Annotated in this window: 16 protein-coding genes; 8 read left to right on the top strand and 8 right to left on the bottom strand. The window is 66.4% G+C overall.

From position 1 onward, the window contains the following. Positions 1–63 precede the first annotated feature (63 nt). Complete coding sequence (locus OKW76_RS00870) at positions 64–987, top strand: alpha/beta fold hydrolase (RefSeq protein WP_265550319.1); 924 nt, start codon at positions 64–66, stop codon at positions 985–987. On the opposite strand, the gene OKW76_RS00865 is transcribed toward OKW76_RS00870, so the two are convergent. Genes OKW76_RS00865 through OKW76_RS00855 form a run of 3 tightly spaced genes read right to left on the bottom strand, consistent with a single transcriptional unit; the run spans position 929 to position 3,485 of the window. Then, on the bottom strand, positions 929–2,497 hold the full coding sequence (locus OKW76_RS00865) for an AAA family ATPase (protein WP_265550317.1): 1,569 nt from the start codon (positions 2,495–2,497) through the stop codon (positions 929–931). The genes OKW76_RS00870 and OKW76_RS00865 overlap by 59 nt on opposite strands. Before the next feature lie 11 nt (positions 2,498–2,508). Beyond that, positions 2,509–2,736, bottom strand: a complete 228-nt coding sequence (locus OKW76_RS00860) for a hypothetical protein (protein WP_265550314.1) — start codon at positions 2,734–2,736, stop codon at positions 2,509–2,511. Between the two features lie 38 nt (positions 2,737–2,774). Next, a complete protein-coding gene (locus OKW76_RS00855) occupies positions 2,775–3,485 on the bottom strand; it encodes an NAD(P)H-dependent oxidoreductase (RefSeq protein WP_265550312.1) in 711 nt (236 codons plus the stop codon). Positions 3,486–3,684: 199 nt separating this feature from the next. On the opposite strand from OKW76_RS00855, the gene OKW76_RS00850 reads away from it, so the two are divergent. After that, on the top strand, positions 3,685–6,339 hold the full coding sequence (locus OKW76_RS00850; protein WP_265550310.1) for a bifunctional acetate--CoA ligase family protein/GNAT family N-acetyltransferase: 2,655 nt from the start codon (positions 3,685–3,687) through the stop codon (positions 6,337–6,339). Between the two features lie 13 nt (positions 6,340–6,352). Here the strand turns inward: OKW76_RS00850 and OKW76_RS00845 are convergent, their stop codons facing one another. From OKW76_RS00845 to OKW76_RS00830, 4 genes are all read right to left on the bottom strand, one after another. Continuing rightward, the gene (locus OKW76_RS00845; RefSeq protein WP_265550308.1) at positions 6,353–6,976 is read right to left on the bottom strand and encodes a response regulator transcription factor; all 624 of its coding nucleotides are present in this window, start codon (positions 6,974–6,976) and stop codon (positions 6,353–6,355) included. Beyond that, positions 6,973–8,805, bottom strand: a complete 1,833-nt coding sequence (locus OKW76_RS00840) for a PAS domain S-box protein (RefSeq protein ID WP_265550306.1) — start codon at positions 8,803–8,805, stop codon at positions 6,973–6,975. The genes OKW76_RS00845 and OKW76_RS00840 overlap by 4 nt, the downstream gene beginning before the upstream one ends. Before the next feature lie 172 nt (positions 8,806–8,977). Then, positions 8,978–9,379 (bottom strand): response regulator, encoded by a 402-nt coding sequence (locus OKW76_RS00835; protein ID WP_265550304.1) that lies wholly within the window; start codon positions 9,377–9,379, stop codon positions 8,978–8,980. Next, positions 9,376–10,179 (bottom strand): universal stress protein, encoded by an 804-nt coding sequence (locus OKW76_RS00830; RefSeq protein WP_265550301.1) that lies wholly within the window; start codon positions 10,177–10,179, stop codon positions 9,376–9,378. The genes OKW76_RS00835 and OKW76_RS00830 overlap by 4 nt, the downstream gene beginning before the upstream one ends. A gap of 178 nt (positions 10,180–10,357) precedes the next feature. Here OKW76_RS00830 and OKW76_RS00825 point away from each other — a divergent pair, with 178 nt between their 5' ends. Beyond that, complete coding sequence (locus tag OKW76_RS00825; protein ID WP_265550299.1) at positions 10,358–10,933, top strand: NAD(P)H-dependent oxidoreductase; 576 nt, start codon at positions 10,358–10,360, stop codon at positions 10,931–10,933. Between the two features lie 205 nt (positions 10,934–11,138). On the opposite strand, the gene OKW76_RS00820 is transcribed toward OKW76_RS00825, so the two are convergent. After that, positions 11,139–14,102, bottom strand: coding sequence for a TonB-dependent receptor plug domain-containing protein (locus tag OKW76_RS00820; RefSeq protein WP_265550297.1), 2,964 nt, complete (start codon positions 14,100–14,102; stop codon positions 11,139–11,141). 601 nt (positions 14,103–14,703) lie between these two features. Between OKW76_RS00820 and OKW76_RS00815 the strand changes: the two genes are divergently transcribed. The 5 genes from OKW76_RS00815 to OKW76_RS00795 all read left to right on the top strand — a co-directional run bounded on the left by OKW76_RS00815 (position 14,704) and on the right by OKW76_RS00795 (position 20,786). Beyond that, positions 14,704–15,444, top strand: coding sequence for a GntR family transcriptional regulator (locus OKW76_RS00815; protein WP_265550295.1), 741 nt, complete (start codon positions 14,704–14,706; stop codon positions 15,442–15,444). A 77-nt stretch (positions 15,445–15,521) separates the two neighbouring features. Beyond that, positions 15,522–16,913 carry an amidohydrolase family protein gene (locus OKW76_RS00810; protein ID WP_265550292.1) on the top strand — a complete coding sequence of 464 codons (1,392 nt, stop codon included), beginning with the start codon at positions 15,522–15,524 and terminating at the stop codon, positions 16,911–16,913. Beyond that, positions 16,910–18,223, top strand: coding sequence for an MFS transporter (locus OKW76_RS00805; RefSeq protein ID WP_265550289.1), 1,314 nt, complete (start codon positions 16,910–16,912; stop codon positions 18,221–18,223). Before OKW76_RS00810 ends, OKW76_RS00805 begins: the two co-directional genes overlap by 4 nt. Then, positions 18,220–19,005: a gluconate 2-dehydrogenase subunit 3 family protein gene (locus OKW76_RS00800; protein WP_265550288.1), complete on the top strand. Its 786-nt coding sequence runs from the start codon at positions 18,220–18,222 to the stop codon at positions 19,003–19,005. Before OKW76_RS00805 ends, OKW76_RS00800 begins: the two co-directional genes overlap by 4 nt. Continuing rightward, positions 19,005–20,786: a GMC family oxidoreductase gene (locus OKW76_RS00795; RefSeq protein ID WP_265550286.1), complete on the top strand. Its 1,782-nt coding sequence runs from the start codon at positions 19,005–19,007 to the stop codon at positions 20,784–20,786. Before OKW76_RS00800 ends, OKW76_RS00795 begins: the two co-directional genes overlap by 1 nt. Positions 20,787–20,797: the final 11 nt, after the last annotated feature.

The raw sequence follows: 20,797 nt of genomic DNA, 5'->3' as shown, positions 1-20,797 counted from the left end.
GGGTCGCGGCGACCTGGGTGAAATCGGTAAAGCCCGTCACGATCCGCGCCGGTAGCATTGGCCATGTCGATCAGACCGCCCCGCCCGGCCCACCGGTTCGCGCTGGCGAGCGAGGTGATCGCGATCGAGTTCGGCACGCTCGAATATGCGGTGCGCGGGGAAGGGCCGCCGATCTTGATGGTGCATGGCACCGGCGGCGGGTTCGACCAGGGGCTGAGCTTCGGCGCTGGCTTGCGGCGGCACGGGTACCAAATCATCGCGCCTTCGCGCTTCGGCTATCTGCGCAGCGATTATCCCGCCGCGCCGTCTTCGGCGAACCAGGCCGATGCATTCGTCGCCTTGCTCGACCATCTCGGGATCGATCGGCTGCCGGTGGTGGGAGGATCGGCGGGGGCATTGTCGGCGGTGGCGTTCGCGCTGCGCCATCCCGAGCGCTGTTCGCTGCTGATCCTGCTGGTGCCCGCCGCCAATGTCAGCGGCCGCGATCCGGTCGAGATGACCGCGCTGCAAAAGCTACTGGTCGAGCGCGTGCTCGGCTCGGACTTTGCCTATTGGAGCGCGCGCACGGTCGCCCCCAAGCGGCTGATCGGCACGCTGCTGGCGACCGATCCCGCGTTGCTCGACCGCGTCGAACCCGGCGAACGCGCCTGCGCGTATCGAATCCTCGACGAAATGCTGCCGGTCAGCGCGCGCGTGCGCGGGGTCCGCAACGATGCGCGGCTTGCGAGCGCGCCGGGCGCGCTCGCCTATCGCGATATCGCGGTGCCGACCTTGATCGTGTCGGTCGAGGACGACCGGTTCGGCACCGCCGCAACCGCACGATACCTGGCAGCGACGATCCGCGATGCCAGGCTGGTGATACTCCCCCGCGGCGGGCACATCTGGCTGGGTGCCGACGACGCGGTGGCCGAGCATATCGCGCGCTTCATCAGCGAGCCGGGCGCGGACGCTCCCCCGCGTTCACCGCAGCGAGCGCGGCAGCGATAACGGTTTGCGCCGGACCGCCGGCAGCGATTCGCCGCCAAGTCCCGAGCGATCCGATCGCGCGGCGCGACTGGATCCGCGCCACCCGCGCATCGGCATCGGAGGCATCGCCGCGGCGCGCGGTGACCCGCTCGACGCGGACCGCCTCGCCCGCCTCGAGCCATAGCCCGACGAATGCCGCCCCGGCGTGCGTTGCGACCGCCCCGATCGCCTGCCGCTCGGCGGGCTGCAGGAACGCGGCGTCGGCGATCACGCTCGCTCCTTCGGCGAGCAGCGCCTGCGCCTGGATGCCGAGCGCGCGATAGACCGCGGCGGCGCTGTCGGAGGTGTAGTGATCGGCGGGCAGCGGGGTTTCGGGCGCGACCCCGGCGATCCGCTTGCGCAGCACGTCCGAGCGCAGAATCCGCGCGCCGGGCGGCGCGCCGATGCTGCCGCCGAGCCCGCGCGCGACGGTCGACTTTCCGGTGCCCGATCGCCCGCCGATCGCCACCAGCCGCGGTGCCGCAGGCTCGAGAAAGCTGGCCGCGAGCCGCAGATACGCGCACGCCAGCGCGCGATCGTCTTGGCTCGCCGATCGCTCGCTGCGCGCTGCGGCGACGTGCGCGCGGATCGTCGCGCGAAGCGACAGGAACAGCGGCATCGCGGCAATCCCGTCCGCGTCATCACCCGACAGGTCGCAATAGCGGTTGTAGAAGGCGTTGGCCGCATCGGCCTGGCCGCGATGCCACAGGTCCATCAGCAGGAACGCCAGATCGTACAGCGTGTCGATCGTCGCCAGTTCGGGATCGAATTCGAGACAGTCGAAGGGCGTCGGCTCGCCATCGATCATCGCGACATTGGCGAGATGCAGGTCGCCATGCCCGTGGCGCACCCGGCCGCGGCGCGCGCGCGCATCAAGCCGGTCGGTAACCGCCAACAAGGCGCTGCGCTGGGTCGACAGCAGGGTGGCGACCTCGGCTCGATCGAACGCGCTGGGATAGCGTTCGAGCGCCGCTGCATTGCCCGCAATCACGCGTTCGATCCGCGCCGCGCCGGCGGTGTCGGTACTGATCGCGGCGGCAGCGTGGAAGGCGTCGATGTGCTCGGCCAGTCGCGCCATCAGCCCGAGGTCGATCGGCCCCAGGCGTGCGCGGTCATCGAGCAACGAATCATCGTCGAACCGGCGCATTTCGAGCAGCCAATCGACCGCCTCGCCCGCGCCGTCGATCGCGAGCCCACCGTCCCCCTCACGCGTGATCGGATGCACCGCGAGGTACAGATCGGGGGCGAGCCGGCGATTGAGGCGAAGTTCGGCCTCGAGCGCCGCTTTGCGCAACGGCGCGGTCGAGAAATCGAGATAGTCGAACCGCACCGGCTGCTTCAGCTTCCAAGCGCGGTCGGGGGTCAGGAAGACGCTGGCGGCATGGGTATCGATCCGGCGAACGGCGGTGCCTTTACCGAACGCACGGGTTTCCAGGAACGTGGCAATCTCTGCGATATGCGCTGGCGATGTCGGCGGCTGACCGTGGCGCACCCGTGACAAGCTCAGGCGAACAAGGCGCGTTCGGCGTCGCGCTCAAGGGGATCGGGGACGCGAAGCTGGTGGTCGAGCCCATCAGGCCAGCGATAGGGGAAGGCAAGCAGGCCGGGTGCCATCGCCATCGTCCACCAATGCGTCGCCAGCATGAACTGCAGGCGCTGCACCGTCGCGGCCGCCTGGAGCATCTGGCCGGGCCAATTTTCGAGGCGCAATGGATCGGAGTCGTCGGGCATCGAAGCCTCGCTGGATGGCGGTGGAGACATGGCGCGGCTCATGCGGCACCCGCCGACGCGGGACCCGTCGAACGCTGCATCAGCCGCTGCGCGTAATGCTGGTGCCGCGCCTGGAGCAGCAGCGCGCACATCGCGCGCGTCTTTTCGCGGACCACCGCGAGCGCTTCATTGGCCGCGCGCGGATCGAGCCCGTCGACGATCGAATCGAAATGGACGTGATCGCTTCGCACCATGCCGAAGATCGTCGCGAGATAGGTATCGAACGCGCGGCGCAGCGCGAGCCACTGGCCCTGCTCCTCGAGCCAGCAGCGGGTCGAGGCCGAAGTGCTGAACATCATCAGCCTTTTGCCGTGGAGCGCCGAATTAACCGTGCCCTCCTTGATGCTGCGCGCGACGAAGCCGGCGCCGAAGACACGATCGACATAGCCCTTGATGATCGCCGGCGGCATGCCGAACCAGATCGGGTAGATCAACGTGACGATCACGCTGTCGGTGAGATAGCCGAGCTCCTGCTTGACGTCACCCGGAAGCCGGGTGCGCCCCGCACCCCGCCGTTCGGGCAGGTTCAGCAGCGGATCGAAGCCGATCGCGTACAGGTCGCGAAGCTCGGCCTGCTGGCCGCATTGCCGCACCGTCTCGCAATAGGCCTGCGCGACCGCATGGTTGAAGCTTCCCGCGGTCGGGTGGCCGAGCACCACCAGATGCCGGATCGGCGCCGACACGCCAGAATCGGGGGGCGGCTGGATCACCACAGTTCCCCTGCCAGCGCTGCCAAAACTGCAATCATTGTATATCGCATGAGTCGCTCCTTCCGCGTCTCGGAAGGCCAGCGTATCGCGTGGGTGCCGCGAGGCTATCCGGTTCAATACTAATGGCGGCGACGCGGCATAAGGCGTCGAGTGGGACCAAGCGCTTGGCAACCATGCCGGTGACGCAGGAACCGCCAAGATGACCATTCGCAACCTTGGACCGCTCTTCCAGCCGCGCAGCGTGGCGGTCATCGGCGGGTCGAGCCGCGCCGGATCGCTGGGCGAGCGGATCCTGACCAACATCCTCGACGGCGGCTATGGCGACACCGTCTATGCGGTGAACCCCAACCGCGTCGATCGCGACGATGCGCGCTGGGTGCGCTCGGTCGATGCGCTGCCCGAGACGGTGGACCTGGCGGTGATCGTCACCCCCGCGGCGACGGTGCCGGGTATTATCGCCGAGCTGGGCGCGCAGGGCACCAAGGCGGCGGTGGTCGTGTCGGCGGGGCTCGCCGACGCTGAATCGCGGGCGGCGTTGCTCGATGCCGCGCGGCCGCATCTGATGCGGATCGTCGGGCCGAACTGCCTGGGCGTGCTGCTGCCCTATGCCAAGCTCAACGCATCGTTCGCGCCGCGCTTCGCCGCGCCGGGGCGGCTGGGCTTTCTCTCGCAAAGCGGCGCGCTGATCACCGCAATGCTCGATTGGGCCGCCGATCGGCATATCGGCTTTTCGAGCGTCGTGTCGGTCGGCGACATGGCCGATGTCGATTTCGGCGACCTGATCGACATGCTCGCCGCCGATCCGCACACCGATGCGATCCTGCTGTATGTCGAGGGCATCACCAACCCCGCCAAGTTCATGTCCGCCGCGCGCGCCGCGTCGCGGATCAAGCCGGTGATCGCGATCAAGGCGGGGCGAACCCAGGCCGCAAGCGCCGCGGCGCGATCGCACACCGGGGCGCTGGTCGGGTCGTACGACGTCCACGCCGCGGCGTTCGAGCGCGCCGGGATCGTGCTGGTCGACAACCTGACCGAGCTGTTCGATGCCGCGCAGATGCTGTGCTGCTATCCCACGGCCAAGGGCGGCCGGCTGGGGATCGTCACCAATGGCGGCGGCGCGGGCGTGCTCGCCGCCGACGCGCTGACGACGGTCGGCGGCGCGCTCGCGGTGCTGGCGCCCGACACCGTCGCTGCGCTCGACCCCGCGATGCCCGATCAATGGTCGCGCGCCAATCCGATCGACATCATTGGCGATGCGTCGCCCGCGCGCTTTGCCGACGCGACGCGCGCGGCGCTGGCCGATCCGGGGATCGATGTGCTGCTGGTGATCCACTGCCCGACCGCGGCGGCGACCGGGGCAGAGGTCGCGCAGGCGGTGCTCTCGGTGCTCGCCGAGGCACCCAAGGGACGCAAGAAGCCCGTCATCGCCTGCTGGATGGGCCCCGCCAACAGCGCGTCGGTGCGCTTTGCCTTTGCAGCGGCAGGGGTGCCGTTGTTCGACACGATCGACGATGCGGTGAGCGGCTTCGGCTATTTGCTGCAGGCGGGGGTCGCACGCAGCGCGCTGCTGCAGGCACCGGCACGGGTGATGCGCCCCGAAGGCGATCGCGCCTGTGCGCGCGCGCTGATCGTCGGCGCGCAGGCCGAAGCGCGCACGATCCTCACCGCGACCGAGACCAAGACGCTGCTTGCGGCCTATGGCGTCCGAACGATCGCGTCGCGGCTCGCGCGCACTCCCGAAGCGGTCGCCGCGGCGTGCGCGGCGACGACCGGCCCCTGGGCGCTGAAGCTGGTGTCGCCCGACATCAGCCATAAATCCGAGGCAGGCTGCGTCGTGCTCGGGCTGGCGACCGCGACCGCAGCGACCGCGGCGGCGATCCAGATGGCGGCGTCGGTGGCACGATCGAACCCGCACGCCAAGGTGATCGGCTTCGAGATCGAACCGATGCTCGACCTGCGGGGCGCGCAGGAATTGCTGGTGGGGATCGCCGAGGATCCGACCTTCGGCCCGGTGCTGGCGTTCGGTGCGGGGGGAAAGGCGGTCGAGCTGCTGCGCGATCGCGCGCTGGGGCTGCCGCCGCTCGACGACCGGCTGGCGCGCGACATGATCGCGCGGACGCGGATTGCGCGGCTGCTGGCGGGCTATCGCGATGTCGCCGCGGTCGATATCGACGCGATAGTCCGCACGCTCGATGCGCTGTCGGCAATCGCGGTCGATTTTCCCGACATCGTCGAGCTCGATATCAACCCGCTGGTGGCGACCGCTGGCGGCGTCGTCGCGCTCGATGCGCGCGCGCGCATCACGCCCGCGCCGCGCGCATCGCGGCTGGTGATCCGCCCGGTGCCGGTCGAATGGTCGGCCGACCTGGTGACGCGCGGCGGGCTCAAGCTGCATGTCCGCCCGGTGCGACCCGACGACGAAGCGCGGCTGACGACCCTGTTCGACAATGTCGCGCCCGACGACCTGCGCTTCCGCTTCCTCACCGGCATCCGCCATGCCGGGCACGACCGGATCGTCGCGATGACGCAGATCGACTATGCACGCACGATGCATTTCCTGGCGTTCGCGGGCGACGTGCTGGTCGCCAGCGCGATGCTGGCGAGCGATCCCGATCGCGTGCGCGGCGAGCTCGCGATCGCCACCCATGCCGGATACAAGAATCGCGGCGTCAGCTGGACATTGGTCGAGCATGTCATGGCCTATGCCGCCGCCGAGGGATTGCATGTCATCGAATCGGTCGAGAGCCGCGAAAACCAGGCGGCGCTGGCGCTCGAACGCGAGGCGGGGTTCGCGATCGTCCCCGGATCGGAAAGCGCGGGCGAAGTGACGGTGCGCAGGTCGATCGGCGGCTAACCCGCGCGCGCGTTCAGCCGTGGGTCTTCCCAAGGCCAGCGGCGAAGGCGATCCGCAGCGCGTCGGACAGGCTGCGCGCGCCGAGCTTGGCCATGACGTTGGCGCGGTGCACCTCGACGGTGCGCGCCGATATGCCAAGGTCATAGGCGATCGTCTTGTTGGGATAGCCCTGCGCCAGGCCGTCGAGCACCTCGCGCTCGCGCGCGGTGAGCGCGCCCAGCGCGACATCGGCTTCGGCGGCGCGCACCAGCACATTCGCTGCGGTGTCGATGCGGTCGAAGGCGCGCGCGATCGCGCCGAGCAGCACGTCGCTGTCGAAGGGCTTTTCGATGAAATCGACGGCGCCCGCCTTCATCGCGCGCACCGCGATCGTGACGTCGCCATGGCCGGTCAGCACGATCACCGGCATCGCGATACCGCGATCCTTGAGCGCCTGCTGGACTTCGAGCCCGTCCATCTCGGGCATCCGGATGTCGAGCAGGATGCAACCCGGCTCGGCGTGGCGTGCTTCCTTGAGGAACGCGACCCCCGATTCCCAGGTGCGCGTGGCGAATCCCGACGTCTTGAGCATGAAGCTCGCCGACCGCCGAACGCCATCCTCGTCATCAATCACATGCACCAGCCGCCGATCGCTCATTCCACCGCTTCCTTTTCGAACTGCACCACCGTGAAGTGGAACGCGGTGCCGCCGCCTTCGCGCTGCTCCATCCAGATCCGGCCGCCATTTGCCTCGACGATCGTCCGGCAGATCGAAAGGCCGAGCCCCATCCCCCCCGCCTTGGTGCTGTTGAACGCGCGGAACAAGCTTTCTGCAACCGCGGGCGCGATGCCGGAGCCGGTATCGGCCACCGTCAGGCGGACGAACCCCGGCGCATCGACATGCGTCGAAACCGCCAATTGGCGGACCGGCGCGTCGGACATCGCCTCGATCGCGTTGCGCATCAGGTTGATGAGTACCTGCTGGATCTGCACCTTGTCGACCAGCACGCAAGTCGCGCGCGGGTCATGCGCGAACGTCGCGGTCACACCCCTTTCGCGCGCGCCGATCAGCGCCAGGTTCGAAGCCTCCTCGATCAGCCGCGGCAATTCCTCGACGCTCTTTTCGACCTCACCGCGCGCGACGAATTCGCGCAGCCGACGGACGATGTCGCCCGCGCGCAGCGCCTCGCGCGAGGCGTCCTCGATCGCATCCTCGATCATCTGGCGGTCATCGGGATCGCCCTCGCGCGTCAGGTTGCGGATGCCGCGCATGTAATTGACCACCGCGGTGATCGGCTGGTTGAGCTCGTGCGCCAGCGTCGAGGCCATCGTGCCCATCGCGCTGACGCGCGCGGCATGGACCAGGCTCGATCGCAATTCCTCGACACGTTCCTCCATCTGCTGCTTTTCGGTCAGGTCGCGGATGAAGCCGGTAAAGACGCGCTCGCCATCGGTCACCGCCTCGCCCACCGCCAATTCCATCGGGAAGGTGGTGCCGTCGCGCCGCAGCCCGATCACCGTGCGCCCGGTGCCGATGATCCGACGCTCGCCGGTGCGCATATAGCGTTCGAGATAGCCGTCATGGCGCTCGCGATCGGGGGTGGGCATCAGCAGCTTGATATTCGTGCCCGCCACCTCGCTTTCGGCATAACCGAACAGCCGCTCGGCGGCGGCGCTGAACGACAGGATATCGCCCGCTCGATTGATGACGATCATCGCATCGGGCACGGTCGACAGGATCGAGCGCAGATGGTTGGCGCTGGCGCTCGCCTGGTGCTCGCCCGCGCGCTGTTCGGTCACGTCGCGGATCACGGTGCCATAGCCGCGCAGTCGATTGGCCTTGTCGTACAGCGGGGTGAGGAGCACGTGCGCCAGGAATTCTGAGCCGTCCTGACGGACCCGCCAATCCTCCTCGTCGACCTTGCCCATCGTCCGCGCGCGTTCGAGGTCGGCCTGCGGCTTGCCCGCCGCCGCGGCCTGCGCCGAATAGAAAATCGAACAATGCCGTCCAACGACCTCGCTCGCCTGCCAGCCCTTGAGCCTGCGCGCGCCTTCGTTCCAGATCGACACCCGCCCAGCCGGATCGAGCATATACATCGCATAGCCGCTCGCACCCTCGATCATCAGATTGAGTTCGTCGGCAAGTTCGTCGGCCTGGATCGTCCGGCGCGCGATTCGCTGCGAAATCCAGATGACCCCCGCAGCGGCGAGCAGGAAGGGGATGACCCCCGCCACGCCCGCGCCACCCGGATCCCAGCCGACCGCCATCGCCACCACCACGCTGAGCGCGGTCGCCAGCAATGCGGGCGCGACGCCGCTGAATACGCCGGTGAACAGCACCGCGACGATACACGGCAGATAGGGGGAGGCGCCCGGCACCCAACGGATCGCGACAAAATGCACCAGCACCGCCACGCCGATCGCCCCGACGGCGACGGCATAGCCCGACAGGCGCGGTTGCAGGGCAGCTATACGAATGCGCTCCATCCCGCTTTAGAGGACTTGTGTCGGCTCACGCCCCGAGCGCCGGATTGCCACGGTGACGGTAGCGCAGCTATGTTATTATCAGAAAGCGATCTTTTAAGCGAGATCGGCGCCTGGCCATTCGACCCGACCGTGGCTGCTTCGCCCTGGGGGACCGGTCGTCGAAGCCTGCGAGCTAGAATCGCTTCGCCAGCGCGCTGAGGAGGTCGAGGCGGCCGACCGGCTTGGCGAGCACCGCGGCGAACCCTGCGCTGTCCGCCGACTCGGCAAGCGCGGTGCGTGGCGATCCGGCGACCAATATCGCCCTGCCCTGCCATTGCGACTCGCGCAGCACCGACAATAGCGCGCGGCCGCCGATGTCGAAGACGCCCTCGGCAAGCAGCAGGACGTGCGCGTCGCGCGCATAGGCGTTGGCAAGCGCGACGCCGCCGAACGAACGCACCGCAAAGCGCAGTCCCTGCAGCATGAGCTGCAGGCTGCGCCGAACGCTGTCTTCGGGCTCGACGATCACCGCGCGGGGGGCGCCGGTCGCCGTCGCGCTCCAGCCGGCGGGATTTGCCGATACCGGGGGTTTCAATGCGCCAGGAAGATCGGCACCGGCGATTCCTTGAGCATCCGCCGGGTCACCCCGCCAAAGGTCGCCTCGATAAAGCGGCTATGCCCGAAGCCGCCCATGACGACATAGGCGACGCCGAGCTCGGCCGCGGTGGCCAGGATCAGCGTGCTCGGCAGATCGATCAGCGACGAATGGCGGCGGATCATCGATTTGATGTCGTGCCGCGACAAATAGGTCGCCGCCTCCATCGCCGGCAGCTTGAGCGAGCCGTCGTCGATCTCGAGGATCGTCACCATGCGGCTATGCTGGAGCAGCGGGATCGCCGCACGCAGCGCCGCCTCCGATTGCGGCGAACCGTCCCAGGCGAGCAGGGCGCTGCCGAACGCATCGAAGCGCTTGGCGGTCGCGGGCACCGCCAGGATCGGCTTGCCGGTCTTGATCAGCACCTCGCCCACCAGTTCGAGCATGTCGGGGTAGAGGATATCGTCGAGTTCGCGGTTGAGCACGATCAGGTCGGTCATCACCGCGGCGTCGCGCACGCACTGGCCGAGGAACCCGCGCGCATCGCGCCAGGTATAGGGGACGTCCTCGACGCGCAGCCGCGCCTCCATCCGCGTCCGGTTGGCGCTTTCGCGCTGCTGTTCGTCGGCCATCAGCAACGCGGTGCCGCCCATATCGGCATAGTCGCCGACGAAGATCGGGGCGACCGCGACATCGATGCAGGTCAGATGCCCGTCCAACGCGCGGGCGACGTCGAGCGCGGTCTGGAACCGCGCCTCCTGGCCGGGATCGTCATGCAAGAGCACCAGCACGTTCTTCATGGTCGCCTCCTCAATCGAATGATCGCGAGGCTATCGGCAGGCGGACGGCTTCGACATTGTGGATGTTACGGAGGCGCACGGGCGATTGAACACCGGGTCGGGCGTCGGCAACTCGCGGCTTTGGCCCTTGGGACAGCTACGTATTTTGGCGGCCGCCTGGGGCTGGCACAATCGTGCGATGAGCAAGAACATCCTGATCATCGATGGCCATCCCGATGCCGATCGCGGCCGCTATGTCCATGCGCTGGCCGATGCCTATGCCGCGGGCGCAAGCGACAGCGGGCACAAGATAGAGCGGCTCGAACTCGCGACCATCGACATCCCGTTCCTGCGCTCGCGCGCCGAGTGGACCGACGGCACCCCGCCCCCCGACATCGCCGCGGCGCAGGAAGCGATCCGCCGCGCCGAGCACCTCGTCATCCTCTATCCGCTGTGGCTGGGCGATGTGCCCGCCCTGCTCAAGGCATTTCTGGAGCAGGTGGCCCGCCCGGGATTTGCGCTGGCGGAAGGGACGATACCGCGCCCGCTGCTGACGGGACGATCGGCGCGGCTGGTGGTGACGATGGGGATGCCGGCGTTCTTCTATCGCTTCTACTATGCCGCGCACAGCGTGAAGAGCTTCGAGCGCAACATCCTCAAGCTGGTGGGGATCGACCCGGTCGAGCACACGCTGATCGGCAATGTCGAAGGCGAAGCCGAAACCCGCAGGGAATGGCTCGACCGGCTGTTCAACCTGGGCACCGCGGGCGCCTGAACCGCCCCGCGAACGAAGCAGCACGGACCGCCGACGGCGCTGGGGTTCCTGCCCAACACGATCGACGGCGATCATCGCTCGCTGCTGCTGATCGGCGAAACCGCCGCGGCATCGATCGTCCCCGGACACAAAAAACCGCGCCACGGGGCGCGGTTCCTTGCGATCGGCGGACGTCGACTGGCGGCCGATCACCCGATCGACCGGCTTACATCTTGAAGCGCATCCCCAGGCGGAAGGTGCGGCCAAGCATGTCATACAGCGCAGGGTTCGAGAAGAACGGCGACAGCGCCGGATCGCGGTTGAGCAGATTGTCGACCTTGAAATAGGCGGTGACGTCCTCGGTCACGTTCAGCGTGCCGCCGATGTCGAGATAGAAGGCGCCGGGGACGAAATTTTGATCGATCGTCGGGGCGTTCGAGGTCGATACCGGGCACGAGCCCGCTTCGCACACGACATAGTTCGCACCGATCTTGCCGTCGCTGAACCAGCGTTCCTGCACCAGCAGCGAGAAATTGTCGTTCTCGTAGCTTTGCGTCGCCAACCACTTCCAATCGGGGGTGTTGCCCAGGTTCACGCCTGCGCTGTCGGCAGGCACGGTGTTGGGCAGACCGGTATCGGTGATGAACTCGCGCACATGGGTTGCCAGCGCGCGAACCGAGAAGCTGCCCGGCAAGCCGAGCGGCTGCACCCAGCGGTAGCCGGCCTCGATATCGAAGCCGCTGGTTTCGATCGACGCCAGGTTGAACGCCTGGACGTTGATGAAGTTCGGGCCGTTGGTGTTATTCAGGTTGAATGCGCTGCACGTCTCGGGAACCAGCCCCTGGAAGCACAGATCGACGATCTGGCCGGCGCCGATGCTCGAAATGACGTCGTCGATCTTGATCGAATAATAATCGACCGAGACGCTGAACCCCGGCAGCCAGGAGGCGCCCGACAGCGCGATGCCCAAATTGGTATTGCGTGCGATTTCGGGCCGCAGCTCGGTGTTCCCGATCGAGTTCTGCAGCGCCAGGATATTGCGGTTCTGGAACGGATCGAAGAAATTGGGCAGCGTCGTCGTGACCGGCGCCGCGAACAGCTCGGACAGATTGGGCGCGCGCACGTCGCGCGAGGTCACGCCGCGGATGCGCAGCCCGTCGATCGGCAGATCCCAGGTGCCGCCGATCTTCCACGTCCACACCGTACCCGAGGTCGAGTAATCGGTAATGCGCGCCGCGCCGTTGATGTTCGCACGCCCCATCGCTTCCGAATTGATGACGGGAAGGTCGAGCTCGAGATAGGCTTCCTTGACGCCATAGGCGCCGTTGCCGTTCTTGTAGTTGCCCGCATACCAGTTGTTACCGTCGGCGATCAGCACCGGATCGAAGGGATAGTCGGCATTGTTGGGCGTATTGGTGATGCCCGCGCCATAGGGATCGGCTTCGACGCGGTAGAATTCGTGGCGGAACTCGGCACCGAACGCGACCGACAACGGCCCTGCCCAAAGATCGACCGGCGAGCCCGAGAAGTTCACCCCGATCACGTCCTGCGACAGTCGCGTCCGCTGATAGGGCCCCTGTTCGGGCTGGACATAGCGCAGCGCCGCTTCGGACGGATTGCCGCCGATGATGTTGAGCGGCTGGCACCCGCTCGCGCGCGCTGCGGCGCTGCGGCACACGATCGCGCCGTTCAGCATCACCGCGTCGATCGCCTGGTTGAAGCGGTTCGACAGCAGGATGTTGTCGACATCGATATCGGCATAGGTCGTGCCGTGCTGGTAATAGATGTCGTAATTCCAGTCGCTGCCGCCCACCGGCAGCGCACCCTTGATACCGACCACGCCGCGATACTGGCGGCGGTCGGTCGATACCTGGGTGTTGCCGAGTGCCGCGTTGCTGGTGCCATAGCGGAAGCTGGTGATTCCCGCGGTCGCGCATTGTGCGCTGACCGACGCGGGCACGAACGGGTTCGCGCACTGGATTGTAAGGTTGGGGCGGTTCTGGCCGTTGATCGGCTGGTTGTTGGTCTTCACCTGGCTGACGCTGAGCGACAGATAGACCTCGTTGTTGGGCAGGAAATCGAAGCCCAGCCGGCCATAGCTGTTCATCCGCTCGATGCCCGACTTGAGCGAACGCCCAGCATCGACGTTGCCCGAAAGATCGCCGCCTTCGCAGAAGCCGGCGAAGCATCCGATGACGGTGCCCGCGGCGTTGCCCGAGGGCACGCCGTTCGATCCGTAATCGAACTCGAACGGGCTGCCCGATTGATCGAAGGCGATGCCTTGCAGCGGGCCGGCGGTGATCAAACCATATTTGGTGAAGCCGATCGACTGCGCAAAATCGCGGATCACATATTGCGGCGAGCCGTCGTTGAGCACGCCGCGATTGACCAACGTGCGCTGGGTGTACCAGTCGCGACCATTGGCGAGGTCGATCCCGAACTCGCCCGGCCCGACGCCTGCCTCGTCGGCATATTCGGTGCTGACGACCAAATGGAGGCGATCCTCCATGAAGCTGGTGCCCGCCGCGAGCTGGACCAGGACCGATTCGTCATCGCCATAATCGGTGATGCTGCCCTGGACGTTGCCCTTGACGCCCTTGAAGCGGGTATCGGTGATGAAGTTGACCACCCCGCCGACCGCATCGGATCCGTAGGAAGCCGACGCACCGCCGTTGACGATGTCGACGCGCTTGATCAGCAGCTGCGGGAACAGGCTGACGTCGGGCGAACCGGTGACGTTGGCACCGACGACGCGCTGGCCGTCTAGCAGCGTCAGCGTACGGATCGCGCCGACGCCGCGAAGCGAGAACGAACTGAGCCCCTGCGCGCCGCTCGAAGTGCTGAAGGTGTTGACCTGCGTACCGCTCGATCCCTGAAGCGAGGGAAGCTGCGACACGGTGGTGAAGATGTTGGGCTGGGCGTTGGCCTCGATCTGTGCGTCGCCGATCACTGTCGTAGGAGTTGGGGCGTTGAACCCGCTCGAGACGATGCGCGAACCGGTGACGACGACATCCTGCACCGGTGCGGCGCTGTCGGCTTCGGCCTGCGCGGGAAGTGCCGGCTCGTCCGGAACGGCGGGCGCGGCCTCTTGCGCCAACGCCGGTGTCGCGAGGCAGCACGCGATCGCCAGAACGCTCGCGAACCGAATTCGCGCGGTCGCGCAGCCGGACCCATTAACGCCATTTCGCATCACATCATCTCCCGGATTGATATCGACTTTTATCGTGCTCGCGACGGGCATGCCCCTCTTCGAGGTGGGCAGACCGCCGCTTGCCGTAAGCGAATTTCTATCCGCATTGGATTAGATGGCTCAGAAAAGATTTCAAGCTCTTTTCAACAAATCGTATCTGATCTGATTTGTTTATGATTACATACTATAGCATATGGTTTTTATTTGGACTTTTGAGTAGAATTGCCAATAGAGCTTCGTTGCAAGCGCCATCGTGATATGACTCTGACTATCGGCGGACTATCGACCGCGGTATTTTAACGAACGTTTCACGCATATGATTTGCCGCTCGCACAGAAACCCTCGCAGAGGTTTGGGCGCTGTGCCCCGCATCTGCCATTCTCCCTCCGCATATTGTCCGACAACATACGGGTCCTCCTCGCTAATCACCTGCCAAGCGACCACCTGTCCGGATCACGCCTGGCCGCGACCGACGATTCGATGGATTTTGCAAGATGGTCAAAAGAGCGTGCCCTAACGGGGCACAGCGCAGCCCACGCCCCTTTCGCACTGCAATAATATCCTATAGGTAACGTATAGATAGTTGATACGAAGCGAAACGATGATGCGGCAGACCTATAACGACCCCAACGCGCTGGTTGACGGCGCCGCGCCGCGCCCGCGGGGCGCCCGGCCCTCGGCGGGCCCGACGATGGTCATGCAGGCCTATGACCATCTGCTCACCGCGCTGATGACGCTGCAGATCGCGCCCGGCGAGCGGATCGCGATCGATCAGGTGGCGCGCCGGCTGAATATCTCGCAGACCCCGATCCGCGAAGCGCTCAGCCAGCTCGAAGCCGAGAAGATGGTCTGCAAGGTGCCCAATATCGGCTATCGCGCCAGCCCGCAGATGACCCGCGACGAGGTCCGCGACCTCTATACGCTGCGCCAGCTGATCGAGCCCTATGCCGCCGCCCGCGCCGCCGAAGCGATCACCGAAGAGGCGATCGACGTGCTGCGAACGATCGACCGCGACATGTCGAGCGTCGTCGACGGCGATTCGAGTGCCTATCCGCGCTTCGCCGAGGCCGACGACCGGCTGCACCGGCTGATCGCGACGCTCAGCGGCAACCGGCTGATCGCCGAGACCGTCGAGCGGCTTCACGCGCATCTCAATATCTTCCGCGTGCTGTATCGCACCAACGCCCCCACCGAGGCGGCGGCCGAGCATCGAATCATCATCGACGCGCTGGTCGCCGGCGACTCGGGCGCCGCCGAACGCGCGGTGCTCGAGCATCTCGAACGCTCGCAGCAGCGGATGGACAGCGTGCTTGCCGAGAACGAGGAAGCCGAACCGGCGTAACCGCCGATGATCGCTTGACACACCCCGCCTACCCCCATAGTTCAAATCGTATAGGATACGAAAACAGGGAGAGGGCGATGCGGCGACCACAGCTGCGGCCTGTTGGCATGATAGCCGTCGCGGTCACGCTTTGCATGGCGCAAGCCGCTGCGCGTGCCGAAACGGTCGTTCTCGAACATTTCACCTTGATCGACGGTAAAGGCTCGGCGCCGCAGCGCGACCGATCGCTGGTCATGGTCGACGGGCGGATCACGCAAGTCGGCCCCGCCAGCCGGATCCGTGCCCCGCGCGGCGCCAAGCGCGAAAATCTGCGTGGCGCCTTCTTGATGCCCGGGCTGATCGACGCGCATGTTCATCTCGGGCTGGTCGACGGGATCGACCAGAACTTCACCAAATATTACGACCGCGACAATATCGAGCAGCAATTGAAGCTGTACGCTGCCTATGGCGTGACCTCGGTCTACACGCTCGGCACCGATGGCGACGACATCCACCGCGTCATCGCCGATCAGCGCCGCATCGGCCGGATCGACAGCGCGCGCGCCTTCACCTCTGGCCGCGGCGTCGTGTTCAAGGGAAGCTATGGCGGCGTCCCCGGGCTCGAACAGTCGGTGGCCACCCCTGCCGAGGCGCAGGCGATGGTGCAGCGCGAAGTCGCCAAGGGCGATGATTTCGTCAAATTATGGGTCGATGACGAGTTCGGCGACTTGGCCGACCGGATGCCCAATTCGATCAGCAAGCCGACGATCGATACCGCGCACCAGCTCGGCAAGAAGGCGGTGGCGCACATCTTCTACCACGACAACGCTACCGCGCTGGTCGGCCAGGATGTCGATGGCTTCATGCATCAGGTTCGCGATCGCGCGGTCGACCCTGCGCTTCCCGCCGCGATGAAGGCGAAGGATGCGTGGCAGGTCGCCTCGACGCTCAGCCGCGAGGCGTCGTTCACCTACAAGCTGCTGCCCTTTGTCGACGAGCCCTTCTTCTCGCGCGGCGTCGCCCCCGCGACGATCGCCGCGCTCAAAAGCCCCGAGCGCCAGCAGCGGCTGGCAACGGGCAAGCATTTCGCCAAATACCCCGCAGCACTGCGCAACGCCTCGGCCAATTTCGGGGCGATGGCCAAGGCCGGCGTTACCTATGGCATGGGTACCGATAGCGGTCCGACGGCACGCTTTCCCGGCTATTTCGCGCATTGGGAATTGGAGCTGATGGTCAAGGCCGGGGTGACCCCGCTGCAGGCGCTGACCGCCGCGACGGGCACCAATGCACGCTTCCTGGACGCACGCGACATCGGCACCGTCGAAAAGGGCAAATGGGCCGACCTGCTGGTACTCGACCGCGACCCGACCGCCGATATCCGCAACACCCGCGCGATCCGCACCGTCTATGTCGCGGGGCGCAAATTGCCGACGATCTGGCAGACCTGCGTCGGCCGCCCCGCCAATGCCTGCGGCGAGGCGCCCAAATGAGCGCCCCCCTCACCGCCGACGAAACGCTCGCCACCGAACCCACCCAGCGCCCGACGCGCACACGGCATGTCGTCCTGTGGATGACGGTGCTCGCCTATCTGATCACCTATATGGACCGGGTCGTCATCTCGACCGCGGCGCCCTCGATCCAGGAGGAGTTCGGCTTTTCGCTGGTCACGATGGGGTGGATCTTCGCCTCGTTCCAGATCGCCTATGCGCTGTTCCAGATCCCCGGCGGTTGGCTTGGCGATCGCTTCGGTCCGCGCCGCGCGCTGACCGGGGTCGTGCTGTGGTGGTCGATGTTCACCGCGGCGACCGCGCTGACCTGGTCGGCGGGATCGATGATGGTTTCGCGATTCCTGTTCGGCATGGGTGAGGCTGGCGCCTTCCCGATCGCCACGCGTTCGCTGTCGCGCTGGACCCTGCCCGGCGAGCGCGGCTGGGCGCAGGGGCTGACGCATGCCGGCGCGCGACTGGGCGGCGCGATCACCCCGGTGTTCGTCGCGCTGCTGATCGTCAGCTTCGGCTGGCGGATGCCCTTCGTGGCGTTTGCGTTGATCGGCGTCGCCTGGGCGGGGCTGTGGTTCTGGTTCTATCGCGACACCCCGCGCGAGCATCGCTCGGTCAACGCCGCCGAACTCGCGCTGATCGAGGGCGAACTCGGCCAGGGCAAGCCGCGCAGCAGCGTTCCCTGGCGCAAGCTGCTTGCGCAGCCGCAGCTGTGGACGCTGTCGGCGATGTATTTCTGCTACGCCTATTGCATCAACATCTTCCTCACCTGGTTCCCCAAATATCTCCACGACGCGCGCGGCTATGACCTGGCGATGATGGGGCTGTTCGCCAGCATGCCGCTGATGGCGGGGGTGGTCGGCGACTTGGCCGGCGGCTGGAGCTCGGACCGGTTGGTCAAGCGCGGCGCGGGGCTCAAGATGGCGCGGCGCGTCGTCGCGATTGTCGGCTTCCTGATCGCCGCGGCGATGATCCCGCTCGCTGCTTCGATCGAGGCACCGATCGCGAGCATCCTGTGCTTCTGCGTCGCGCTGTTCGGGCTCGAGCTGACCGTCGGCGTCTCGTGGGCGGTCACGCTCGACATCGGCGGCGAATATGCCGGCTCGGTCTCGGCGGTGATGAACACGCTCGGCAATATCGGTGCGGCGATCGCGGCGGCGGTTACCGGCTATATCGTCAGCGCCAGCGGGTGGTTCGCGGCGTTCGCGGTGCTCGCGGTGCTGTGCCTGATCGCCGCTGCGCTGTTCCTGCGGATCGACGCATCGCGCCCGCTCTATGTCGAAGGACACCCTGCGCCATGACCGACCACAAGCTCACCGACCGTCGGACGCTGCTGAAGTTCGCAGGGCTGGGCATGGGCGCCGCAGCGGTGCCGGGTACGCTCGGCGCCCAGCAGACCGACCCCGTCGCGCAGACCGGTGCCAATCCGGCCCCGCCACCCGGCGGCCATGCCGGCCACGCCATGGCGGGGCACACCCCTGCCCCGGCCACCGATTCGGCACCCGCAGGCTATATGTTCTTCGACACCGAAGAGGCGGCGTTCGTCGAAGCCTTTGTCGACACGCTGATCCCCGCCGACGAACTGTCCGCCAAGGGCAGCGAACTCGGCGTCGCGACCTTCATCGATCGCCAATTATATTCGGCCTGGGGCCAGGGCCGGACGATGTACCTGCAAGGACCCTTCGTCGAGGGCACCCCCGAGCAGGGGTACCAGTCGGCGCTGACGCCTGCCGATATCGTGCGGCTCGGCATCGCCGAGGCGAATGCGGTGGTGCGCAAGACCTATGCCGACAACAGCTTCGATACCGTCACCGATGCCGAGCGCGTGGCGATCGTCACCGCGCTCGAGGCCGACAAGATCGCGCTCGAGGTGGTGCCGACCCCGGTATTCTTCCGGATGCTCTTCCAGCTCGCGATGGACGGCTTCTTCGCCGACCCGCTGTATGGCGGGAACAAGGGCAAGGCGTCGTGGAAGCTGCTTGGCTATCCGGGTGTCGGCGAAATGTATTCGGACAAGATCGCCGAATGGCGCAACAAGCCGTTCCGCGTCGAGGAACCCATGTCGATCCAGGATTTCGGTTGATGGCAGTCAAGCTTCCCCCCGTCGATGTGGTGATCGTAGGATCGGGCTGGACCGGCGGCATCGTCGCCAAGGAACTGGCGCCGACCGGCCTGAAGGTCGTGATGCTCGAGCGCGGTCGGTTCCAGGACACCAGCCCCGATTTCGCGGCGCCGCAATCGCACGACGCGCTCAAATATTCGCGCCGGCTCGAACTCGCGCAGGATCTGTCGAAGGAAACGGTGACCTTCCGCAACGACGCCAGCCAGACCGCGCTGCCGATGCGGCAATATGGCTTCTTCATCCCCGGCACCAATGTCGGCGGATCGGGCGCGCATTGGTCGGGGCTCACCTGGCGCTGGTCCGAATGGGAACATCGGATGCTGTCGGGCACGGTCGAGAAATATGGCCGGTCGATCATCCCGTCGGACATGCACCTGCAGGACTGGCCGATCGCCTATAAGGACATCGAACCCTATTACGACCGGTTCGAGAAGGTCTGCGGCATCTCGGGCAAGGCAGGCAATTTGCGCGGCAAGATCCAGCCCGGCGGCAACCCGTTCGAGGCGCCGCGCCGCAACGAATATCCGCTGCCGCCGATGACCGCGGCGCAGAGCATGGTGATGTTCGAGGCGGCGACCAAGAATTTGGGCTACAACCCCTTCCCCATCCCCACCGCCAATTGTTCGGGCGATTATGTGAACCCCGATGGCGTGGCGCTGGGCCAGTGCCATTATTGCGGCCACTGCACCAATTACGGGTGCGAGGCGAACGCCAAGGCGAGCCCGCATTTCACGATGATCCCGCTGGCGCGCAAGAACCGCAATTTCGAGCTGCGCACCAATTCGATGGTGATGAAGGTCAACCTCGACAGCGAGGGCAAGCGCGCGACCGGCGTCACCTATGTCGACGCGCGCGGGCGCGAATATGAACAGCCCGCCGACCTGGTGGTGCTCGGCGCCTTCGTCACCGGCAACGTCCAGCTGATGCTGCATTCGGGGATCGGCAAACCCTATGACGCGCAGAGCAATACCGGTGTCGTCGGCCGCAACTACGCCTTCCAGAGCCTGGGCGGCGCGCGCGTCGAGGTCCCGCGCGACACCTTCATCAATCCGTTCATGGGATCGGGCGCGCTCGGCACCTGGATCGACGATTGGAACGGCGACAATTTCGACTTCGGCAAGGCGGGCTATATCGCCGGCGGCGGCATCAGCGCGGGGCAGAACAGCGGCGATCCGCTGAACTATCACCCGACGGGTCCTGGCCAACCGCGCTGGGGCGCGGGATGGAAGAAGGCGATGGCCGATGGCTATCAGCATTCGACCGGGGTGGGTTTCCAGGGGGCGGTGATGTCGTACCGGCAGAACTTCCTCGATCTCGATCCCACCTATCGCGATGCCTGGGGCCGCCCGCTGCTGCGCGTCACCTTCGACTGGCAGGCCAACGAACAGAAGATCATCGCCGCCAATACCGCGATCTGCCAGCAGATCGCCGCCGAGATGAGCGGCAAAAAGGCTTCGGCCACGCCGGCGCCCGGACGGCTGATCCCCGGTCGGCGATTCTCGTCGGTGCCGTACCAGACGTCGCACAATACCGGCGGCGCGGTGTTCGGCGACGATCCGCGCACTAGTGCGGTGAACAAATATTGCCAGTCGTGGGACGTGCCCAACGTGTTCGTGCTGGGCGCGAGCGCGCTGCCGCAGAATGCCGGGCGCAACCCGACCGGCCCGGTCGGCGCGCTCGCCTTCTGGGCGGCCGATGCCATCGCCAACCGATATCTGAAGCGCCCCGGGCGCCTAGTATAGCGAGTACAGAA

This window comes from Sphingomonas sp. S1-29 (assembly GCF_026167545.1).
Taxonomy (GTDB): Bacteria; Pseudomonadota; Alphaproteobacteria; order Sphingomonadales; family Sphingomonadaceae; genus Sphingomonas.
The sequence above is the reverse complement of the archived record's forward strand: the minus strand, read 5'-3'. Positions and strand labels throughout refer to the sequence as shown.

Bases quoted from the DNA above. Each gene is read 5' to 3' on its own strand.
- OKW76_RS00870 (WP_265550319.1), top strand. From the start codon at position 64: ATGTCGATCAGACCGCCCCGCCCGGCCCACCGGTTCGCGCTGGCGAGC.
- OKW76_RS00860 (WP_265550314.1), bottom strand. From the start codon at position 2,736: ATGCCCGACGACTCCGATCCATTGCGCCTCGAAAATTGGCCCGGCCAG.
- OKW76_RS00850 (WP_265550310.1), top strand. From the start codon at position 3,685: ATGACCATTCGCAACCTTGGACCGCTCTTCCAGCCGCGCAGCGTGGCG.
- OKW76_RS00845 (WP_265550308.1), bottom strand. From the start codon at position 6,976: ATGAGCGATCGGCGGCTGGTGCATGTGATTGATGACGAGGATGGCGTT.
- OKW76_RS00840 (WP_265550306.1), bottom strand. From the start codon at position 8,805: ATGGAGCGCATTCGTATAGCTGCCCTGCAACCGCGCCTGTCGGGCTAT.
- OKW76_RS00830 (WP_265550301.1), bottom strand. From the start codon at position 10,179: ATGAAGAACGTGCTGGTGCTCTTGCATGACGATCCCGGCCAGGAGGCG.
- OKW76_RS00825 (WP_265550299.1), top strand. From the start codon at position 10,358: ATGAGCAAGAACATCCTGATCATCGATGGCCATCCCGATGCCGATCGC.
- OKW76_RS00820 (WP_265550297.1), bottom strand. From the start codon at position 14,102: ATGCGAAATGGCGTTAATGGGTCCGGCTGCGCGACCGCGCGAATTCGG.
- OKW76_RS00815 (WP_265550295.1), top strand. From the start codon at position 14,704: ATGATGCGGCAGACCTATAACGACCCCAACGCGCTGGTTGACGGCGCC.
- OKW76_RS00810 (WP_265550292.1), top strand. From the start codon at position 15,522: ATGCGGCGACCACAGCTGCGGCCTGTTGGCATGATAGCCGTCGCGGTC.
- OKW76_RS00805 (WP_265550289.1), top strand. From the start codon at position 16,910: ATGAGCGCCCCCCTCACCGCCGACGAAACGCTCGCCACCGAACCCACC.
- OKW76_RS00800 (WP_265550288.1), top strand. From the start codon at position 18,220: ATGACCGACCACAAGCTCACCGACCGTCGGACGCTGCTGAAGTTCGCA.
- OKW76_RS00795 (WP_265550286.1), top strand. From the start codon at position 19,005: ATGGCAGTCAAGCTTCCCCCCGTCGATGTGGTGATCGTAGGATCGGGC.